Annotated in this window: 18 protein-coding genes and 1 tRNA gene; 10 read left to right on the top strand and 9 right to left on the bottom strand. The window is 58.4% G+C overall.

What is annotated here, in order from left to right:
- The first annotated feature begins 127 nt into the window (after positions 1-127).
- A complete protein-coding gene (mnmE, locus tag ACZ5WW_RS06005; protein ID WP_377166745.1) occupies positions 128-1,471 on the top strand; it encodes a tRNA uridine-5-carboxymethylaminomethyl(34) synthesis GTPase MnmE in 1,344 nt (447 codons plus the stop codon).
- 27 nt (positions 1,472-1,498) lie between these two features.
- On the top strand, positions 1,499-2,383 hold the full coding sequence (locus tag ACZ5WW_RS06000; RefSeq protein WP_377166747.1) for a TIM barrel protein: 885 nt from the start codon (positions 1,499-1,501) through the stop codon (positions 2,381-2,383).
- A 96-nt stretch (positions 2,384-2,479) separates the two neighbouring features.
- On the opposite strand, the gene rpmF is transcribed toward ACZ5WW_RS06000, so the two are convergent.
- From rpmF to ACZ5WW_RS05975, 5 genes are read right to left on the bottom strand one after another with little or no spacing between them, the layout of a single operon-like run.
- On the bottom strand, positions 2,480-2,668 hold the full coding sequence (gene rpmF, locus ACZ5WW_RS05995) for a 50S ribosomal protein L32 (protein ID WP_377166749.1): 189 nt from the start codon (positions 2,666-2,668) through the stop codon (positions 2,480-2,482).
- A 24-nt stretch (positions 2,669-2,692) separates the two neighbouring features.
- On the bottom strand, positions 2,693-3,172 hold the full coding sequence (locus ACZ5WW_RS05990) for a YceD family protein (RefSeq protein ID WP_377166751.1): 480 nt from the start codon (positions 3,170-3,172) through the stop codon (positions 2,693-2,695).
- Positions 3,173-3,192: 20 nt separating this feature from the next.
- Positions 3,193-3,675 (bottom strand): pantetheine-phosphate adenylyltransferase, encoded by a 483-nt coding sequence (coaD, locus tag ACZ5WW_RS05985; protein WP_377166753.1) that lies wholly within the window; start codon positions 3,673-3,675, stop codon positions 3,193-3,195.
- 55 nt (positions 3,676-3,730) lie between these two features.
- On the bottom strand, positions 3,731-4,102 hold the full coding sequence (acpS, locus tag ACZ5WW_RS05980) for a holo-ACP synthase (protein ID WP_377166755.1): 372 nt from the start codon (positions 4,100-4,102) through the stop codon (positions 3,731-3,733).
- A gap of 6 nt (positions 4,103-4,108) precedes the next feature.
- Positions 4,109-4,864, bottom strand: coding sequence for a pyridoxine 5'-phosphate synthase (locus ACZ5WW_RS05975; protein WP_377166757.1), 756 nt, complete (start codon positions 4,862-4,864; stop codon positions 4,109-4,111).
- 159 nt (positions 4,865-5,023) lie between these two features.
- Between ACZ5WW_RS05975 and ACZ5WW_RS05970 the strand changes: the two genes are divergently transcribed.
- On the top strand, positions 5,024-5,932 hold the full coding sequence (locus ACZ5WW_RS05970; RefSeq protein WP_377166759.1) for a hypothetical protein: 909 nt from the start codon (positions 5,024-5,026) through the stop codon (positions 5,930-5,932).
- A gap of 76 nt (positions 5,933-6,008) precedes the next feature.
- Positions 6,009-6,085: transfer RNA gene (locus ACZ5WW_RS05965), tRNA-Asp, on the top strand.
- Between the two features lie 166 nt (positions 6,086-6,251).
- Here the strand turns inward: ACZ5WW_RS05965 and ACZ5WW_RS05960 are convergent.
- Complete coding sequence (locus ACZ5WW_RS05960; protein ID WP_377166761.1) at positions 6,252-8,096, bottom strand: hypothetical protein; 1,845 nt, start codon at positions 8,094-8,096, stop codon at positions 6,252-6,254.
- A gap of 245 nt (positions 8,097-8,341) precedes the next feature.
- Here ACZ5WW_RS05960 and ACZ5WW_RS05955 point away from each other — a divergent pair, with 245 nt between their 5' ends.
- From ACZ5WW_RS05955 to ACZ5WW_RS05940, 4 genes are read left to right on the top strand one after another with little or no spacing between them, the layout of a single operon-like run.
- A complete protein-coding gene (locus ACZ5WW_RS05955) occupies positions 8,342-9,082 on the top strand; it encodes an ABC transporter ATP-binding protein (RefSeq protein WP_377166763.1) in 741 nt (246 codons plus the stop codon).
- Between the two features lie 38 nt (positions 9,083-9,120).
- Positions 9,121-9,879, top strand: coding sequence for an ABC transporter permease (locus ACZ5WW_RS05950; RefSeq protein ID WP_377166765.1), 759 nt, complete (start codon positions 9,121-9,123; stop codon positions 9,877-9,879).
- Between the two features lie 43 nt (positions 9,880-9,922).
- Complete coding sequence (locus tag ACZ5WW_RS05945) at positions 9,923-11,872, top strand: Gldg family protein (protein WP_377166767.1); 1,950 nt, start codon at positions 9,923-9,925, stop codon at positions 11,870-11,872.
- A gap of 46 nt (positions 11,873-11,918) precedes the next feature.
- Positions 11,919-13,367 (top strand): DUF4340 domain-containing protein, encoded by a 1,449-nt coding sequence (locus ACZ5WW_RS05940; RefSeq protein WP_377166769.1) that lies wholly within the window; start codon positions 11,919-11,921, stop codon positions 13,365-13,367.
- 470 nt (positions 13,368-13,837) lie between these two features.
- Here the strand turns inward: ACZ5WW_RS05940 and ACZ5WW_RS05935 are convergent, their stop codons facing one another.
- Entirely contained in the window at positions 13,838-14,401 is a 564-nt protein-coding gene (locus tag ACZ5WW_RS05935) for a cob(I)yrinic acid a,c-diamide adenosyltransferase (RefSeq protein WP_377166771.1), read from the bottom strand.
- A gap of 219 nt (positions 14,402-14,620) precedes the next feature.
- The gene (locus ACZ5WW_RS05930; RefSeq protein ID WP_377166773.1) at positions 14,621-15,610 is read right to left on the bottom strand and encodes a rhomboid family intramembrane serine protease; all 990 of its coding nucleotides are present in this window, start codon (positions 15,608-15,610) and stop codon (positions 14,621-14,623) included.
- Between the two features lie 94 nt (positions 15,611-15,704).
- Here ACZ5WW_RS05930 and ACZ5WW_RS05925 point away from each other — a divergent pair, with 94 nt between their 5' ends.
- Both ACZ5WW_RS05925 and ACZ5WW_RS05920 read left to right on the top strand, forming a co-directional pair.
- Entirely contained in the window at positions 15,705-16,907 is a 1,203-nt protein-coding gene (locus ACZ5WW_RS05925) for a magnesium transporter (RefSeq protein ID WP_377166775.1), read from the top strand.
- Complete coding sequence (locus ACZ5WW_RS05920; RefSeq protein ID WP_377166777.1) at positions 16,904-17,866, top strand: hypothetical protein; 963 nt, start codon at positions 16,904-16,906, stop codon at positions 17,864-17,866. The genes ACZ5WW_RS05925 and ACZ5WW_RS05920 overlap by 4 nt, the downstream gene beginning before the upstream one ends.
- On the opposite strand, the gene ACZ5WW_RS05915 is transcribed toward ACZ5WW_RS05920, so the two are convergent.
- Positions 17,771-18,685: a LysR family transcriptional regulator gene (locus ACZ5WW_RS05915; RefSeq protein ID WP_377166779.1), complete on the bottom strand. Its 915-nt coding sequence runs from the start codon at positions 18,683-18,685 to the stop codon at positions 17,771-17,773. The two genes, ACZ5WW_RS05920 and ACZ5WW_RS05915, sit on opposite strands and share 96 nt — an antisense overlap.
- Between the last annotated feature and the right edge of the window lie 15 nt (positions 18,686-18,700).

The raw sequence follows: 18,700 nt of genomic DNA, 5'->3' as shown, positions 1-18,700 counted from the left end.
GGTTGGAAAGACAGCGAGCATAAGCGTTGCAGATTCAAGGATCAAGACTTCAGCATCAAAGAAGTCTTTTGTTGCAACTTCCAGGAACGCTTCTTGAACTGTGGCCGCGTCTCCCTCACCATCGCCCATGCTCAACGACACCATAGCAGCCATTTCCACCGCCTTGGGAGAGGCTGCGATCAGTGTGGTTCGCATTTCCGGTCCGCAGGCGCTGCAAACAGCCTCCCGCGTTGCGCGTTTGCCAGCGAACATCCGGCCTCGGCAGGCGCATCTTGTGCAGATTCTTGATGCTGAGGGCGGGGCGTTGGATCATGGCCTGATGATCTATTTCAAAGGGCCGGCAAGCTACACAGGTGAAGATGTCATCGAGTTCCACGGTCATGGCGGTGTTCTTGTCACCCAGCGTGTTCTGGAACGGTGGCTTTCATGCGGGGCGCGTGCAGCGGAGCCGGGGGAGTTCACCCAGCGTGCCTTTTTGAACGGCAAGATGGACCTCACGCAGGCTGAGGCTGTGATGGATTTGATTCATGCCCAAAGCACCCTGGCTCTTCGCGCAGCCAATGAGCAGCTTGGCGGGGTCATCGGGCGTGAAGCGGCCGCCATGCAGCAGGAGATCATCCCGGTGCTGGCCCACATCGAGGCTTACATTGATTTTCCGGAGGAGGACATCTCGCCTGAGACAGGGGAGAATTTGAAGCGTCGCATGGATGGCGTCCTTGGGCGTGCTCAAAAACTCATCGCCACCTCAGAGCAGGGCCGCATCCTGCGGCATGGCGCACGGACAGTCATTTCCGGGTCCCCGAATGTTGGCAAAAGCAGTCTGCTCAATGTGCTGCTGGGCTTTGAGCGTGCCATCGTCAGTCCTACGGCGGGAACGACCCGTGACACGATCGAAGAAGTCATCCAGGTCCATGGCATACCGCTGCGGCTTGTGGACACCGCAGGTCTGCGTGATTCTGACGATGACGTTGAGCGCGTGGGAATTCAGCGCACTGAGCGTGAGCTGGAGCGTGCCGATCTCGTCATCGAAGTCGTCGATGGCAGCCTCGGTGCCAGTGCCGCGCGGCTGCAGCTTCCTCCCGCACTCGTCAGCCGGCGCATTCTCATTCTTAACAAAAGCGATCTGGGCATCCATGCTGACTGGGCCGGCGAGCAAGGCGCCATTCCATTTTCATGCCTGACCGGGGAAGGCACCGAGGCGCTGCGTGATGCCATCCGCGCTGTCATTGCCACTGCAGGGCCGCTCGCCACAGATCATCCCATCGCGATCAACGCACGGCACAAGGCTGCCTTTGAACGCTGCGCTGAGCGTCTCGTGGCAGCCAGGGCGGCGCTCGCGCGCAATGAAGCGCCGGAATTCATCGCCCTCGAGATTCGAGAGGCGCTTCAGGCTTTGGGAGATGTCATCGGTCAGGTCGATGTCGAGCGCATCTTGGACGTGATCTTCTCGACCTTCTGCATAGGAAAGTGAGTTTCCCTCCGTTTGACTCCACCTGCCATGAAACGCCGCCATTTTTTCACCACCGCGCTCGCCGCCACCGCTGTGTCCCGCCTCAGTGCTCAGTCTATCGCCAAAGCAGCCGCTGATCCTGCCTACGTGATCAAAAACCACGGCATCAAGCACACTGTCATGGGCTGGTGCTTCAAGCCCATGGACATGATGGTGCTGGCAAAGCACTGCAAAGACATCGGTCTCGTGGGGATGGAGGGCATTGACCGCAAATACTATCCTGATGTGAAGGCTCTCGGCCTCGATATTTCCCTTGTCGGCTCACATGGCTTCGCCAACGGTCCGTGCAATCCCAAGTTCCGTGACGAAGTCATCGCCAAGCTCAATGACGCCATCGATGCCGCTGCGGATGTGGGCTGCAAAAAAGTCATTACCTTCACAGGCATGAAATTCGAGGGGATGGACCGGGAGCAGGCGATCAACAACTGCCGCGACACCTGGAAGGCTGTCCTTCCGAATGCGGAGAAAAAAGGCATCACCCTGGTGCTGGAGCACCTGAATTCACGCGACAGTTCGCACCCGATGAAGGGCCACCCCGGCTATTTTGGCGACGACGTGGATTTCTGTGTGGATCTCATCAAGCAGATCGGCAGCCCCAATTTCAAGCTGCTCTTTGACATCTACCACGTCAGCATCATGAACGGCGACATCATCCGCCGCCTGCGTCTGCACAAAGATTACATCGGGCATATCCACACAGCCGGCAATCCAGGGCGCTGTGAGCTCGATGAGCACCAGGAGATCAACTACCCGGCAGTGATGCAGGCCCTGCTGGAAATCGGCTACCACGACTTCGTGGCGCATGAATTCATCCCCACCTGGGACGATCCGGTGCTCGCACTGCGCCACGCCGCGATGGTTTGCGATGTTTGATCTGGGGCCGGCCGGGCCGTCAGCCTGAATAAAACAAACGAAAAAAACCCGCCGAGGAACAGCCCGGCGGGGTTAATCAATGAATCAAAAGAAGAATCAGCCTTCGCCGGCGACCTTGCTGATCACCTGACGACCGCGGTAGTAACCGCAGGAAGGGCAGGCGACGTGACCTGGGACGCTGGTGCCGCATTCCGGGCAGCTCTTGAGTGTGGGTGCCTTCCAGCGGTTTGCGCCTTGACGCATGCGTTGGCGGCTCTTGGATTGTCTGCGCTTCGGATTGGCCATGAGAGTATCGAGGTGGGGTCTGTTCTAGTTTAACTTGTTCAAAGCTTCCCACACACCCGGACCCGCACTTTGAGGCTCGTCGGGAGCTGGTTCCAACTCCGGTTCAAACCTGCCTTCGGCGGGACACTGACGAGGATGGACATTGCCAGCATCGCAGCGTGGGTAGCTCGGAAGGGTGAGCAGAATATCTTCCCGTACGGTATCCGTCAAGTTGATCGTGTCATCCTTTGCAATCTCGACCTCGGAGGAGTAGTTTTCGAGTTCCACCCGGTAGTCGAAGCGTTCCAGGCAGGCGCCGCATTCCAGGCTGAAAGTGGCCCCCAGGCGGCCAGTGACAATGAGATCTGCGCCGTCACGCTCCACGTGAAGATCATATTTCAGAGGGGAAACAGCTTGGATGCTGTCTTTGGGGTCGAGGTCAAAGAAGGTCGGGAGTTCCTGCCCGGAAATATCTTTGCCGCCTTCCGGCAAGGTGCGCAGATCAATGAATAATGGACGGTGCATGGTCGGGGAAGGGTTAAAAATCAACTAATCTGAAGTTTATTGCGGAGAGCTGAAACCACATTCGGCGGGACGAACTGTTCGATGTGGCCTCCGAGGCGGCAGATTTCCTTGACCAGCCGGCTGCTGATGTAGGTGTATTCTTCGCGGGGCATGAGAAAGAGTGTCTCAAGGTTAGGCTCTAGTTTACGATTCATGAGCGCAAGCTGGAACTCGAATTCAAAGTCAGACACCGCGCGCAGGCCGCGGACCAGGGCGCAGGCCTGGTGTTTGCGGGCGAAATTGACCAGAAGGCCGTCGAAGGGCATGACCTCGATGCCTGGGATTTCAGCAGCCGCATTGCGGATGAGCTCGACCCGTTCTTCGACGCTGAAGAGGCTCTGCTTGGCGTTGTCGCGGGCGACGGCGATGATGAGATTGTCAAAAATGCCTGCCGCACGCTGCAAGACGTCGAGATGGCCGTTGGTGATGGGGTCGAAGCTGCCCGGATAAATTGCTCGTCGCATGAGGTTGTATGGAGCCAGACTGTAGCGGCTGGGGGAGTGCCTGAAAAGAGAAAGCTCAAGCCAGAAGCACCTGCGCCATGGCCATTTCACGTGTGTGAGTCAGGCTGACGAGGCAGGTGGCGTCACCGGCATGCTGCCTGGCGGCGCCGTGGAGAAGGATGGAGGGTTTGCCGTTCTCTGCGCGCAGGACTTCGATGTCGGTCCAGTTCACCCCTTCCGCCCAGATCCCGGTCCCGAGAGCTTTGGCCACGGCTTCCTTCGCGGCAAATCTGGCGGCATAATTCATGGCGGGTTCCGCGCAGGAGTCACAATAAGCTATTTCGCCAGCAGTGAAAGTGCGCTCCTTGAAGCGCTGACCATGGCGCTCCAGCATCTCACGGATGCGGGACACTTCCACGAGGTCTATGCCGATGCCGGTGGCTTTCATGCAGGATCAATGGCGGTAGGTTGCCATGACCGCGAGCATCTCGCGCACTGCTCCGTGCAGGCCGATGAAAACTGCACGGGAAATGAGGTGGTGGCCGATGTTGAGTTCCGCCAGATGGGGCACGGGCCAGAGGGAAGGGAGGTTTTGGGTGGTGAGACCATGCCCGGCATTGATTTGCAGGCCCAAGGCATGCCCCAGCTCTGCGGCGGCACACAGGCGCTCCACCTCGGCGGCTCGCTTTTCTCCGGTGTGGTTGGCAAAGGTGCCTGTGTGGAGTTCGATCATGGCCGCTCCGATTTCGGCACTGGCCCGGACCTGATCGAGGTCGGGATCGATAAACATGCTGACACGGGTGCCATTGTCGCTGAGTGACTTGACCGTCTGACGCAGGGCATCGCGCTGACCGTTCACATCGAGTCCTCCCTCCGTGGTGACTTCTTCACGGTTTTCAGGCACCATGCAGACGAAATCGGGACGCACCTGGAGTGCGATGTTCAAAATTTCCTGCGTGTTGCCCATCTCCAGATTCAGCTTGGTGGCGATGTTTTTGCGCAGCAAAAACACATCTGCATCCTGGATATGGCGGCGATCAGCACGCAGGTGTACGGTGATGGAATCCGCACCTGCTGCCTCTGCTGCCAGGGCGGCTGCCAGGGCTGTGGGTTCGGCCTGAGGAGACTCCGGCATGGTGCGGTAACGTGCCTGACGCAAGGTCACGACATGGTCGATGTTAACACCGAGTAGCAGGTTGGTTTGGGGCATGAGTGCTATTTAGCGCGGTCGATTCCTGCCGCAAGCGTCTGGTCTATGCGGCTTTTGACACAAACTTTACAGAAAAATGTAACTGCATTCCCAAGAAATTGAAGTACTCAATCGGTGTATCATGCTGAGAGGTGTGAACTTTCATCTATAAATAAACCCATGAAATCCCTATTCTATACAATCCTTATCCTTGGTGGCGCCTTTCTGGCCTACGACTATTTCGGGGCACCGCCCGGAAAGAAGCTTGTCTTCAAAAGCCTCAATCCAACGGCAAAGCCCAAGGTGGTGGCGGTGAAGCCTGCCGAGGAGGAAAAGCCGGTTGTGCAAGAAACGAAGCCTGCCCCTGTGAAGCCCGTGGTGGTGGAGGCTCCTAAGCCTGCGGAAAAGGCACCTGAGCCAAAATCCGCTCCGGCGAAGGCGGAACCGAAATTTGAAACCATCGAAGCCCTTACCGGCAACTGGCTGAAAATTCCCGCATCTGCATTCCCGCGGGAGGTAAAGCTTGTCCAGGACGCCATGTTCAAGATGAGCGTGGGGTCGAGCAAGATCGCTGCTGGGGGGAAGGCGTATGCTTTGTCTGCCGACAACGGGGTGATCACTCTCGCTCCTACTGCGGCCTCTCCGGCGCGTGCGCAGCTTCCCATCGATGGCACGGACTTGAAGGCGCAGCTCAACGCATCCTACGAGAAGTGGAAGATTACCCGAGCTGAAGAGCTCAAGGCCATAGCGGCCAGCAAGCAGCAGAGTCAGTCTCAGGCAGCGGATGTGGGCCCTTCCAGCAGTGAGGTGGATGCAGGCGGCAAACCTGTGCGCGATTCTGCGGGAGGTTACCCGCTGCTGATCGCCAGCATGAAGCGCGGGCAAATTACCGAGATCAAACCTGAGAATGTCACCAGCTGGCAGGATCCACAGCCCACGGCGGTTCAGGGCAAGCCTGGTTGGGCGGTGAAGGTTGGTTGCAATGTGAAAACAGTTTTTGGAATGCAACCAACAGAAGCGCAGGCGCTGGTGCTCAATGGCAAGGTCATGGGCTGGTACTACACAGGCTCTGGCGAAGAAGTGCCCTGATGTTTTTTTCAAGAATAACAAGTTTCCGTTTGCCAGGCGGCACTGAGCGTTTACTATCGCGACCCCAAACGGCAAAGGAGCGGTAGTTCAGTTGGTTAGAACGCCAGCCTGTCACGTTGGAGGTCGCGGGTTCGAGCCCCGTCCGCTCCGCCAGTTGGGTTATACAGGCCGCCTTGCATTCATGCAGGCGGCCTTTTTTCTTGGAGGCCATGCGCATGCCAGCTGATGAGAGAATGCATTCATTAGCTTGCGCCTGATTAAAGCAGGGCATGCCCATGCGCTCTGCATGATGCTGAATGAGCAAAGGCTGGAGATAGGCCTACTTTTTCGCCAGGACGCTCTCAAAACAGCGTTGCTCTTCGGGGAGCATGGAGGCCTTGGGATTGATGGCCTTGATCACGCCGAGTGCCTCATTGTGAAATCCTCCGCTGTTGGCAATGGCTGCAAAAACGGCGCGCTGTCCCTCAGTGAGGGGGTTTAGATCGATGTACTGAAGATTTTGCACCGCCTGTTGGATGTCGTGCAGCCTCCAGCGGGCAAGTGCGACCGTGAGCTTGCGCTGATTGTCTGAGGGCTGAATTTTCAGCAAATTAACGGCATTCCGCAGGGCGAGTTCGATGTTTTTGCCCGCCAGCAGGCTGACATATAGATAGGATTCGACAAAATGCGTGTCATCCGGCCAGCGGGTCACCGCTTCCTGTGCCGCTTGTATCAGGGACTCTGTGCTGCGATTGGCCAGGCAGGCTTTGATCAGACCGGTGAAGGCGTCGCGCTCGATGCGGGGAGAGGCGGAGGCACGCTGGGCCGCCTTGATGGCGAGGCGGTATGCATCCTCAGCGATGTCAAAATGGCCACGCTCCTCGCCATACCTGGCGATTTGCAGCAGCGCTGCGTAGCGTCCGTTGAACTGTGCTGCATCTTTGGCCGCGATCAGCTTGGTGCGCAGCTCTTCGGTGGGCTTTTTCAGGATGTAGGCCAGGTGTGCGCGGAACATGGCCATGGTGGTGGGATCGAGCACACCAGCGACCTTGGGGTCATTGACCAGACGTTCGAGGTCATCGTAGCGCTGCAGCACGGTCAGAGCATTGAGGTAATTTTCCAACAAGCCCTGATGGGCTTTGGCTTCCTCCTCCGGCAGCACGGAAAGGAGCTGACGGAATTCTCCCTCTTCCACCAGCCAGCGTATGAAGGGGAGCAGTTGGTCACGCTTTTTATCCTGATACCTCGCCGTGGCTTCCATCACGATTTCCTTTTTGCGACCGGGATTTTGCTGAACTTCACGCTTCAGCGCGCTCACATAGTGCCTGTCATCTGCCTTGGGGTGTTGTTTGAGGCGCTCAATCAAGCGGGTGGTGTCTGCTGGGGTCAAGGACGTCAGGCTGTCCATGTATTCCAGAGTCTGAAGGCCGATGTCATCATCACCTGAGGCAAGCTTCCAGAGGGAGTCCATGCCCAGCCCGACTTCCATCGGATTTCCAGAGGACATCTGCACCTTGGCAAAGCGCAGCAGCGCCTCCTTGTCATCCGGATGTTCCTGGGTGTAGTTGCGCAGTACCTTGAGCAGGGGCTTGTTTTGCTCGCGATCTCCCCAAACTTCTTCGGCCAGCTTGATCAGGGCCTCGCTGGGCTGCTCCACCCGCATCAGCTGTTCGAGAGCCTGGGAGGCGTCCTTGGTCTTCCCGAGGTTCATGAGGCAGCGCACATGGAGCAGCTCGTCTGCCGGGGTTAGGACGTCGAGGTTCTTCAGTTTGTCATAGAAAAACAGCGCCGTGTCGCGCTTCAGCAGGGTGAAGTATTCAAAATTCAGCCTGATGGCCTCCTCACTTTCCGGAGCTTTGGTGTAAGCTTCCTGGGCTTTCATCACCGCATTGACCCCCTGGCCGTTCTCCATCATCTGTCGCGCCTCTTTCACCATGCTGCCCGCGCGCATGTTTTTGATGGAGTTTTTCAAGGGGCGCGCATACGCGATGCCAAGGGCAAGGAGGGAAAGGCAGATGATGACGATCACCAGGGCGGCCACCCACCGCGCCAGCGGTGACTGACGGTCACGGTGAGCCACTGTCGGGGGCACCAGCCATTCCCAGAGGGCAATGAAAGGCCGCCACAAAACGAAGGGCTTTTGTGTGAGGTCCTTGGTTGGATCAATGTTTTGGTTCCAAAGCATGGTGGTTCGCGGCCGAAATACGTAGTGTAGGTGTGCCGGAAGCGCCGTCACGTTGAAATTTATTCCGTGATCTGATTGTCTGTAGCGGCGTTTGTGGCGCTCCTTCCGCCTGAGAGAATTCAGTTGAAAAGACCTGCGTACCCCCTAAAAAAGCGCTCCGCGATTGAACGTCCGGAGGGGGCGAACAACCAGAACCGTCTCCCTGTGGCGTTCATTTCCCCCCAACCAACCGATCCAACGACGTTATGATCCAAGTTAAGAACCTCATCAAGGTGTTTGGCACCAAAGTGGCTGTCGATGATGTCTCCTTCTCAGTGGAGAAAGGCGAAGTCCTGGGCTTTCTCGGGCCGAATGGTGCCGGCAAATCCACGACCATGCGCATGGTCACCGGCTATTTCCGCCCCACCAGCGGAAGCGTGAACCTTTGCGGGATCAACATGCTTGAAGAACCGGAGCTGGCCAAGCAGCGCCTGGGCTACCTGCCTGAAAATGCGCCGCTTTATTCCGACATGACGGTGGCCAGTTTCCTGGGCTTCTGCGCCGAGCTGCGCGGCTTGCATGGCGCGGAGCGCACAAGGGCCATCGACCGCGTGCTGGACCTGTGCTTTCTGGACAAGGTGCGCAATCAGAGCGTGGACACCCTGTCCAAGGGCTACCGCCACCGCACCTGCTTTGCGCAGAGCATCATTCACGACCCTGATGTGCTGATTCTGGACGAGCCGACGGACGGTCTTGACCCCAATCAGAAGCACGAGGTGCGCGGCATGATCAAGCGCATGGGCCAGAACAAGGCCATCATCTTCTCCACCCACATTCTGGAAGAGGTGGAGGCTGCATGCTCCCGCGCCATCATCATCGACCGTGGCAAGGTGGTGGCCGACGGCACCCCAGACAGCCTCAAGAAACTCGTCCCTGGTGCCAACACCCTCGACGAGGTCTTCCGCAGCATCACCAAATCAGAGACCGCCGGCAAAAAGGCGGCCTGAGATCCTTTCTCCTTTTCACCCCCCAATCCAACCAACGCATGAGCAATCGAGACATCCAAAACACTCTGGCCGTCTTCAAGCGGGAGTTTATGGCCTACTTCAACTCTCCCGTGTTTTACGTCATTGTCGTTATCTTCCTGCTGGCGACGAATGGCTTCACGTTCTTTTTCTCACGCCTCCTGGACAGTGACGACGTTTCGCTGGCCACCCGTTTCTTTGTCTGGCACCCGTGGATCTACACGGTGCTGGCGCCGGCCGTGGGCATGCGCCTGTGGTCTGAGGAGCACCGGCTGGGCACCATCGAGCTGCTCATGACCATGCCGGTCTCCCCCTGGCAGGCCATCTGGGGCAAGTTTCTGGCGGCTGCGGTGATCTGGTTGATCGGCCTGGCGCTGACCTTCCCGATCGTCGCGACGGTGGCTTATCTGGGCAATCCTGACAGCGGCCCGATCATCAGCGGCTACGTGGCCAGCTACCTCTACGCGATGGCATGCCTGGCGGTGACCTCCGCCATCAGCGCCTTTACGCGCAGCCAGGTGGTGTGCTTCATCATCAGCGTCGCGTTTTGCCTGCTGATCGCCCTGATCGGAGATCCGGGCCTGACCCAGACGGTGGTGAACGCCGTGCCAAACGGGATGGAGAGCGTGGTGCGGTTCATCAGCTACTTCAGTTTCATGGATCACTTTTTTGAAATGACCAAGGGCATCTTCGTCCTGCGTGACGTGCTCTACTTTGTTTCCGTCATCGTTGTGGCGCTGCTGGTGACCGACCTGGGACTCCGTTCCAAGCGCGCCTGATTGTTCCCTGAGCCTTCATTATCCAACCTTTCCTATCATCATCATGAGCGCTTCAAACAAGAATGCCTCTGCCGGCATCATCACCGTGTTGATCATCGCCATCATTTTCGCCCTGAACTTTCTCGTGGGCTGGGTGAATTTTGGCAACGTCCGTCTCGACCTGACCGAGGACGGTCTCTTCACCCTCTCCCAGGGGACGAAGAACATTCTCAGCCGGATCAACACCGATGAACCGGTGTCGATCAAATATTATGCCACGAATGACGACCGCGTCATGCCAAACGTCCTCAAACCGCATGCGCGGGCCATTGAGGATCTTCTGCTGGAATATGAGAAGCAGAGCAACGGCAGCGTGTCCCTGGAAGTCATCCATCCGAACCCGGACACGGATGACGAGGACAAGGCCAAGGACGATGAAATCCGCGGCATGCAGGTCAATCAGGAAGGCGACCAGATCTATCTGGGGCTGACGGTCCAGTGCCTTGACCGCAAGGAGATCTTGCCGTTTCTGAATCCGGAAGATGCCACGGCGCTGGAATACGACGTTTCCCGCGCCATCGCGAAGGTCATCAAGCCGACCAAGACGGTCATCGGCTACATGAGCGCGATGCCCATCGGCGGCGTGCCCTCCATGCCGTTCCAGCAGCAGCGTGGCCCGGAAGCCTGGGCGCTCATCCAGCAGCTTCGTTCTGACTACGAGGTGCGCGAGATTTCGATGACAGCCGACAAGATCGACAGCGACATCACTGTCCTTCTCGTGGTGCATCCTGCCGACATCGGCAAGACGGCCGAGTATGCCATCGACCAGTATCTTCTAGGCGGCGGCAATGTGATCGCCTTTGTGGATCCGCAGAGCCTGCTCGCCCAGGCGATGAGCAGCCAACCCAATCCGATGACCGGCCAGCCGGGCAACATGATCAACACCTCCTCCGATCTGCCGAGTTTGTTCAAGGCCTGGGGCATCGGCTACAAAAAAGACATGGTGCTGGTGGACATGAACTACCGTGGCAATCTCCAAGGCCGCCTCATGCCGACGGCGTTGCAGCTCCCCGGCCAGGCCATCAACCAAGACGACCGTGTGACCTCCGGTCTGCAGTCCTTCACCCTCATCAACTCCGGTGCCTTGACCGTCGAAAATAAGCCTGGGCTCAATGTGATCACGCTCGTGAACAGTTCCGAGGCTTCGGAGCTCATCGACACGGCTGCGGCTGACAAACTGCGCCGGGAGCCCATGGTCAACTTCAACGCCAGCGGCAAAAAGCAGGTGCTGGGCGTGCGTATTGCCGGCAAATTCAAGACCGCCTTCCCGGATGGCAAGCCTGCGGCTGCCGCACCCTCCAAAGAAACCGGAGGCCCTCAGCAGGATGCCAGCGCACCTGGAGCCTCCGAGGCGAAAGCGCCTGAAAAGAAAGCCGACAACTCGCTCAAAGAGTCCAAGGACAGCGAGCGCAACGTCATCCTCTTTTCCGACGCCGACATGCTCTATGATGCCTTCTGCCTGAAGCAGGGGGAACTCGGAGTGGGCCTCGTGACCAACGGTGGCAACCTGCCCATGGTGCTGAATGCCGTGGAAGTGTTCGCCGGCGGCGGTGACCTCATCCAGGTCCGCAACCGCAAGTCTCCGGTGCGTCCGTTCATCAAGCTGAAGGAAATGCGCGAGACGGTGGAGGAAAAATACCGTCCGCAGCTGGTCAATCTCGAGAAGGAACGCCAGGAGCTGGCGGAAAAGCTGAGCAAGGCGCGTCCGCAGCTCGACCTGAAGAAGGGGGCTCTGATCGTGGACCAGGGGACGATGAACAACATCAAGGAGATGGAAAAAAACACCAAGACCATCGACAAGGAAGTGCGGAACATCCGCAAAGAGGTCAACAAGGAGGTGGAATTCCGCAAGACCTTGATCAAGACCCTTAACGTGCTGGTTGTTCCCGTGCTGGTGGGAATGGTCGGGCTCATTTTTGCCATGCAGCGTCGCACCCGCACGGCGGCGGCCTGATTTCGCAGTTTAAAACCAGTCAACACACTGTCTTTTCCTCAAAGCCATGAAGAAGATCATCATCCTTTTGGTTGTACTCGCCGCCATCATCGGCACCGCCCTGGTTCAATCCAAAAAGCGTACTTCACTGCTAAACCGCTCGCTCGTGAGCGTGAAGGCACGGGAGCTGTTGTTTCCGGAGTTTGACATCAACGGCATCAAAAAAATCGTGATCAAGGAGGGCAAAGGTGAAACCACCCTTGTGGTCCAGAACGATACCTGGGTCGTCCAGGAAAGAGCGGCATACCCCGTGGAGAAAGAGAAGCTGCAGACCGCGCTGCTGAGCCTGAAGTATGAAAAGATCAAAGGCGGCCGCCGCATCGGCAAGGACTCCTGGAGCAAGGTGGGGGTGAACTCTCCCGGAAATGCCAACACCACTGGAGCAGGCACCCTCGTGGAATTGTTCGACGAGAAGGGCGCCCTGATGCACTCTTTGGTGCTCGGCGGGCAGGTGAGCAGCTCCGGCGGCTCCAACAATGAGCAGATGCGGATGTTTGGCGGCCCTGCAGGCAACCGCTTTGTCCGCATTCAGGGAGAAGACACGATTTGGGAGATCAATGATCAGCTGCCAGATCTGGTGGCGAAGCCGGACACCTGGCTGGCCAAGGGCTTCTTTGATGTGCAGAAGCTCAAGTCGGTGGAAGTCACCGCTGCAAAGCCGGCTGATTCATGGAAAGCCTCACGTGCCAATGAGCCTGGAGAGTTCACTCTGGATGGAGCCGGTCCCGGCGAAAGCATCGACACGGCCAAGGTGTCCCTCGGCAGTTTGTTCTCCAGCCCGACTTTCAATGACGTGCTGAGCAAAGACAAGGCTGCGGACATCATGAAAGACGCGGTGAAGGCAAGGCTCGTCACCTTCGATGGATTCACCTACACCATCCTGACTGCCAAGAAAGCAGGGCAGGGGGACGGCGACAAATACTACGTCACCGTCACTGTCAGCGGAGAGTTCCCGAAAGAGCGCGCCGCCGTGAAGGATGAGAAGCCGGAGGACAAAAAGAAAAATGATGAAGCTTTTGCTGCGGAAAAGAAGAGGCTTGAGGAGAAGCTCGCTGATGAGAAGAAGTTCGAAGGCTGGGTCTATGAGGTCACGGAATACACAGTGAGCAGCCTCCTGAAAAAGCGCTCTGAAATCCTTGCGGCAGCTCCACCGGCGAAACAGCAGGCTCCAGCCACAGGAAGCGGCGCAAGTTCTTCAGGACTGCCTGACATCAAGAAAATGATTCCAGGCCTGAACACTCTGCCAGCTGCGCCGGGCAGTGCTCCTGCTCCAGCCACGCCCGAGGCAGCTCCCGCAGCTTCCATCAACGTGAATACGCCTGCAGTGCCTCCGCCTGCTGTTCCAAAACCGGAGATCAAGCCAGCTCCGGCCCCTGCGGCCAGCCCGGCTCCTGCAGAAAAGCCGGCGGCCGCACAAGAAACGGCCAAGCCTGCAGCTCCGCAGGCCAAGCCCTGAGCATTGATTGATAGATGCAAGTTTCAAGACGGAGTGGTGCCTCGCATCACTCCGTTTTTCTTTTGGGGGAAGACATGGAAAATCGGGGCTGAAAACACAGTGCCTGATCAGGCAGATCGCGGCAGCGAACAGCGTGTCTGGATCATCTTCAATGATGGCGGATGCGTTTATGAGCCTTGCTGAAACACGTGCATGGAGCGAATCACCTCCCCCTCTCGGGAGCAAGGCATCGCCTAGGACATGTTTGGTGAACCGAAGATGAAATGACGTTTTCGTTTCGTTGTTAACTAGTGATAACTGACTTGAAACTGCTGCTTGGGCGGGTTTTTGCGGATACGATTTGGACGTTACATTTTCGGGTTGGAAATTGAATCGATCCAAAATCTCTGGGAACAACTATTTCATCGTTGTCGGTGTTTCGGTGAAGGAAACGCTTTAAGCGCTATAATTTTATTGAAACGACTGGCTGGTTACATTTGCACAGGGGCGTTATCGGTCACTTGTTCTTCCCATCTCGCAAGCAGCCAGAGTACATCTGACAGGCGGTTGAGGAATCGTATGAGTTCCTCATTTGGAATGTGATCGGGGGTGCCTTGCAGATCAATGACGCTGCGCTCAGCTCGGCGGCAGGCGACACGGGCAAGGTCGGCATACGCACCACTCATGACTCCGGCTTCTCCAGGCAGGGCCCAGCCTTTGAACTTCAGGGCACCGCCCGCCTCCAACTTGGCCACCCAGTCATCCAGCCAGACGACATTGGAGGTAGAGATGCGTTCCGGGTGGCTGGCGGCATAGCGGTCTTCATTTCCCGGTGGGGTGGCCAGTTCCCCCATGAGCTCGATCAGCCAACGCTGAACTTGCGGGACAATTTGCCGCGTCTCCTCGCGGGCTGCTGCGATGCGCAAGGGGCCCAGTGCGGCATTTAATTCATCCACGGCACCGAGGGCGTGGACACGGGGATGGGATTTTGCGAGGCGGCAGCCAAAGAGCAGATCGGTCTGGCCTTGGTCTCCTTTGCGGGTGGCGATGGACATGGTAAGAGATGACTGGCTTTGAATGAATGGTGAGGGGGGGCTTACTCGTCTGGGAAGCTGCCTTGCGGTGATGGCTGCAGGTGGGGGGAGAGTGCGGGAGGCGGGACCTGGGTTGTTGTCCCTTTCCGACACGAGCGCACCATCCATCCGGCCAGCAGGGTCAGCAAAAGCAAGGCTGCCAAGCGTGTGGAACGTGTGGAAAGCATGAAACGACGCTTTTCAGCCTCCTTTTGACTGCCGCTGGCGTCGTTCCACTTCACGGCTGGCTCGTTCCAGGGTAAGCAACTCCTCTGCGGTGAGGCTGTCTTTGCCGTGGAGGTTCATCTTGTCCAGCAGGGGATTGACCACCTGCTCCATCCAGGCGTCTGCGGAGTCCAATGATCCCGGTGCAGCGAGTGGGGATGTGTCAATTTCGCGCTCGGTCAATGGGCGCACTCGGGTGCGTGCCATAGCCGGCCTGCGCTGCTGCTGGTAGCGGGGAGGCTGCCATTGGCTGGCGTAGGTCAGGGGCCTGCCTCCATAGCCGAGGCTGCGTGCATAAAACCACCCCAGCGAAGCACCGCCGAGATGGGCAAAGTAGGCGATTTTCATGCCCTCGGGCAGGATGTGAAACAGCACACCCGTCAGGCCAAAGACCAGCTGGATGATGAAGAGCCCCTTGGCCAGGGTCCAGAGCCTCAGGTGAACAGGTATGATGAAGTAGATGAAGGCGGTGATCTTTTCATCCGGCAAAACCACCGCAAGGGCCATGAGCAGTCCAAAAACCGAAGCCGAGGCTCCCACCAGAGGTGTGCTCACGTCACCCAGCACAAAGCCGTTCACCGCCATCTCTGTGAGGGCCCCCGCGATGCCGGACAAAAGGTAGATCAGGGTGAAATGGCGGCTGCCAAACAGGTGCTGCACCCCGCGCCCCGCGAACCACAGCATCATCATGTTCAGGGCAAAGTGCATCAAATTGCCATGCACGAACATGTAGGTGAGCAGTGTCCAGACATTGCCGCGTGTCAGTTCATCCACACTGACACCGCCCAGCGGTATGTAGTCTCCCGTCCGCGGGTGCCGGACTCCGCCGGTTTCGAACAGGAACTGCATGACGAACACCGCTACATTGATCCCCAGGATTGCATGAAATGCGGTGAATCCCCGCATCACTCCAGCGACGGAACGTGGCGGTCCTTCACGCATGTAATCACGGTCATACAGGGACATGGTGGGGAATGTGCCCGACTGAACGTCCTGCGCGAGGTTTTTTTCGCGTTGGCGATGACAAGCGACTCCAGTGCGGCTAACCTCCCGCCGCAGTATGAAATCGACCTCAGACTCTCTGCTCGACGCCGTATCCCAAAGCGGGGCGCATGATGCCGCCGACCTGCTGGAGCAAGCTTCCGGAGAGGATGCCGCCCGGGTGCTGCAGCAGCTCAATCCCATGGTGGCGCAGCACGTGCTGAACGAGATGGAGGATGAGTCGCGGACTGCCGCCCTGACTTTTGTCCCGCTGAACAAGACACGGCAATGGGCCCGCAACCTCGAGCACCCGGAGGACAGCGTGGGCCGGCTCATGGAGGAGCCGGTGGCGGTGTTCCGCCCGGAGGCCACCGCGCGCGACACCATTGAGGAAGTGCGCAAGCTCGCCAAGAAAGCCTTTATCACCTACGGGTACATCACCGACGAGCAAGGCCGGCTGCTGGGGCTGCTGGTGATGCGGGACCTCATGCTGGCCGAGCCCGACGCGCGGCTGGCGGACGTGATGATCAAGCAACCCTTCACCCTGGCCCCGGACATGGAGCTCACGGACGCGATGAAGCTTGTCGTGAACAAGCATTACCCCGTGTATCCGGTGTGCAGCAAAGACGGCATTCTGCTGGGGCTGGTGCGCGGGCAGACTTTATTTGAGGCGCGCGCGATCGAGATCAGCGCCCAGGTCGGCTCGATGGTGGGGGTGGAAAAAGAAGAGCGCCTGACCACACCGCTGCTGCGCAGCCTGCGCTTTCGGCATCCCTGGCTGCAGATCAATCTCGTGACCTGTTTCATCGCCGCGACGGTGGTCGGAGTTTTTGAGGGGACGCTGGGCCGGCTGGTGCTGCTGGCGGCGTTTTTGCCGGTGCTTGCAGGGCAGTCCGGCAACACCGGATGCCAGGCTCTGGCGGTGACCCTGCGTGGTATGACCCTGGGAGACCTGAAAGCGGGGGATGAGCGAAAGCTCGTGATCAAGGAGGGCCTGCTGGGTTTGTACAACGGCATGCTTGTCGGCATTTCCGCCGCCATCGGCATGGGGATCTATGCACACATGAACAACAATCCCAATGCTTTCATGCTGGCCTTTGTGGTGTGGGTGGCGATGACCTTTAGCTGCGTGGTCAGCGGCCTGAGCGGCGCCTTGATCCCACTGCTGCTGAGGAAGTTCGGCGCTGATCCGGCCACGGCTTCGAGCATCTTTCTCACCACGGCGACGGATGTGATCAGCATGGGCACCTTTCTCGGGCTCGCGACGCTGCTGGTGCCATGATCGTGTGGGAACGGGATGAGTGGCGGGCGCGCATGCATGAGCATGCCGGACGAGTCATGGCGCATGCGGACGCTTTTGTGGAGCGCCGCAGCCGTGATGCGAAACATCCGGTGCATGACTTTCTGTTCACTTATTACAGCTTTGCGCCAGCGAAGCTCAAACAGTGGGTGCCGCCCTATGGGGTGGCCATTGAAGTCACAGCGGAGGATCTCGCCGAGTGCCCCTGGCTGCAGGGGGAGCGTTTTTTGTGTGTGAAGAACCGACTGAGCCTGGACACCCGGCGTTTCACTCAGCGGGAGCGCGAATTTGCCGCGTGGGTGGCCATGCTTTGCGCGCGCATGCTTGGCAGGGCAGGGAGGTTTGCGTGCTACGGGCTGCATGAATGGGCCATGGTTTACCGCCAGTCGGCGCAGCAGGTGAGGCATCAGGGATATGAGCTGCGTCTGCCGCCGCATGAGCTGGCGGCTTTCGTGGAGTCACTGCCTGTGTGCTGCTCCCACTACGATGCCTTTCGTTTTTTCACGCCTGAAGCGCGGCCTTTGAATGTGCTGCAGCCGACGCTGGAGTCGCGCCCGGATTTCGAGCAACCAGCCTGCCTGCACGCCAACATGGATTTGTACAAATGGTCGTCAAAGCTCTGGCCGTGGACCGGCTCTGATTTGATCGGGGCTTGTTTTGAGCTGGCGCTTCAGGGGCGGGACCTCGATATGCGGGCCAGCCCCTATGACCTGAAGTCGCTCGGGTATGAGCCGGTGAGAATCGAAACGGCAGAAGGCCGCGTGCGGTATGAGCGTGAACAGCGTGAACTGGCGGCCAAGGCGGCGGAGCTCCGCAGAAGGCTGCTCGAACAGACTTCGGCGCTTTCACAGGCGGTCATTGCTCATCCGCCGTCCCACCTCCTCGCAAAGTCCGATGAAGGTGCGCTCGGGCAGGTTCAAGGGGCGGTTCTTGAGAGTTGAGACAATCCAGCGGCGCTTGATCTTCGCCTTGGGGAGTGGCAGCGCGATGAGCTGTCCTGCTTCGATCGCGCTGCGGGCGATCCAGCGTGCTGCAATCGCCACGCCGATGCCGAGCTTGGCCAGTTCCACCGTGGCCTCGGAGCTGCCCAGCTCGATGAAGGAGTGGAGACGCACGCCGTTTTTGAGGAAGTATTCCTGAATCATGGAGAAGTTCAGGCTGTTGCGGCTTGCGACGATGAAGGTTTCGTTCGCGGCATCCTTCAGTTTGGGCCGCGTCTGCACCCAGCGGTGCAGCGGCGAAACCAGGAACTCCAGTTCATCATCAAAGATGGGGTGGCAGTTCATGCGCGAGACATCGAGAGGGCGGAGGCTCACCGCCAGGTCAATCTCATTGCCCACCAGGCGTTCAATGGTGTCGGGTGTTTCTCCGCAGATGACTTTGATTTCATAGAGCGGAAAGGATTCTTTGAATTCGCGCAGGACGGTGGGCAGGATGAACTGCGCCGCGGCGGTGGTGCAGCCAATCTTCAGTTTCCCGCGCGGTGTCTGGTCCAGCGTGCCAAGAACTGAACGCGCATGACTCATGGACTGCAGAATCGCCTCCGCATGCGGCAGCAGCTCGCGTCCTGCGTGTGTGAGGTGCACGCGTTTGCCCTGGCGGTGGAAGAGCATGCTGCCCAGATCTGTCTCCAGGGACTTGATGGCATGGCTCACGGCGCTCTGCGTCAGGTGCAGCTCGCGGCCTGTCTGGGTGAAGCTGCCGCTGCGTGCCAGGCGAACAAAGGCGCGGAGCTGTCGGGTGTCGATGGCTTGGTCCATGAATGGAATTCATAC

It is taken from the genome of Prosthecobacter fluviatilis (genome assembly GCF_055388355.1).
The sequence above is the reverse complement of the archived record's forward strand: the minus strand, read 5'-3'. Positions and strand labels throughout refer to the sequence as shown.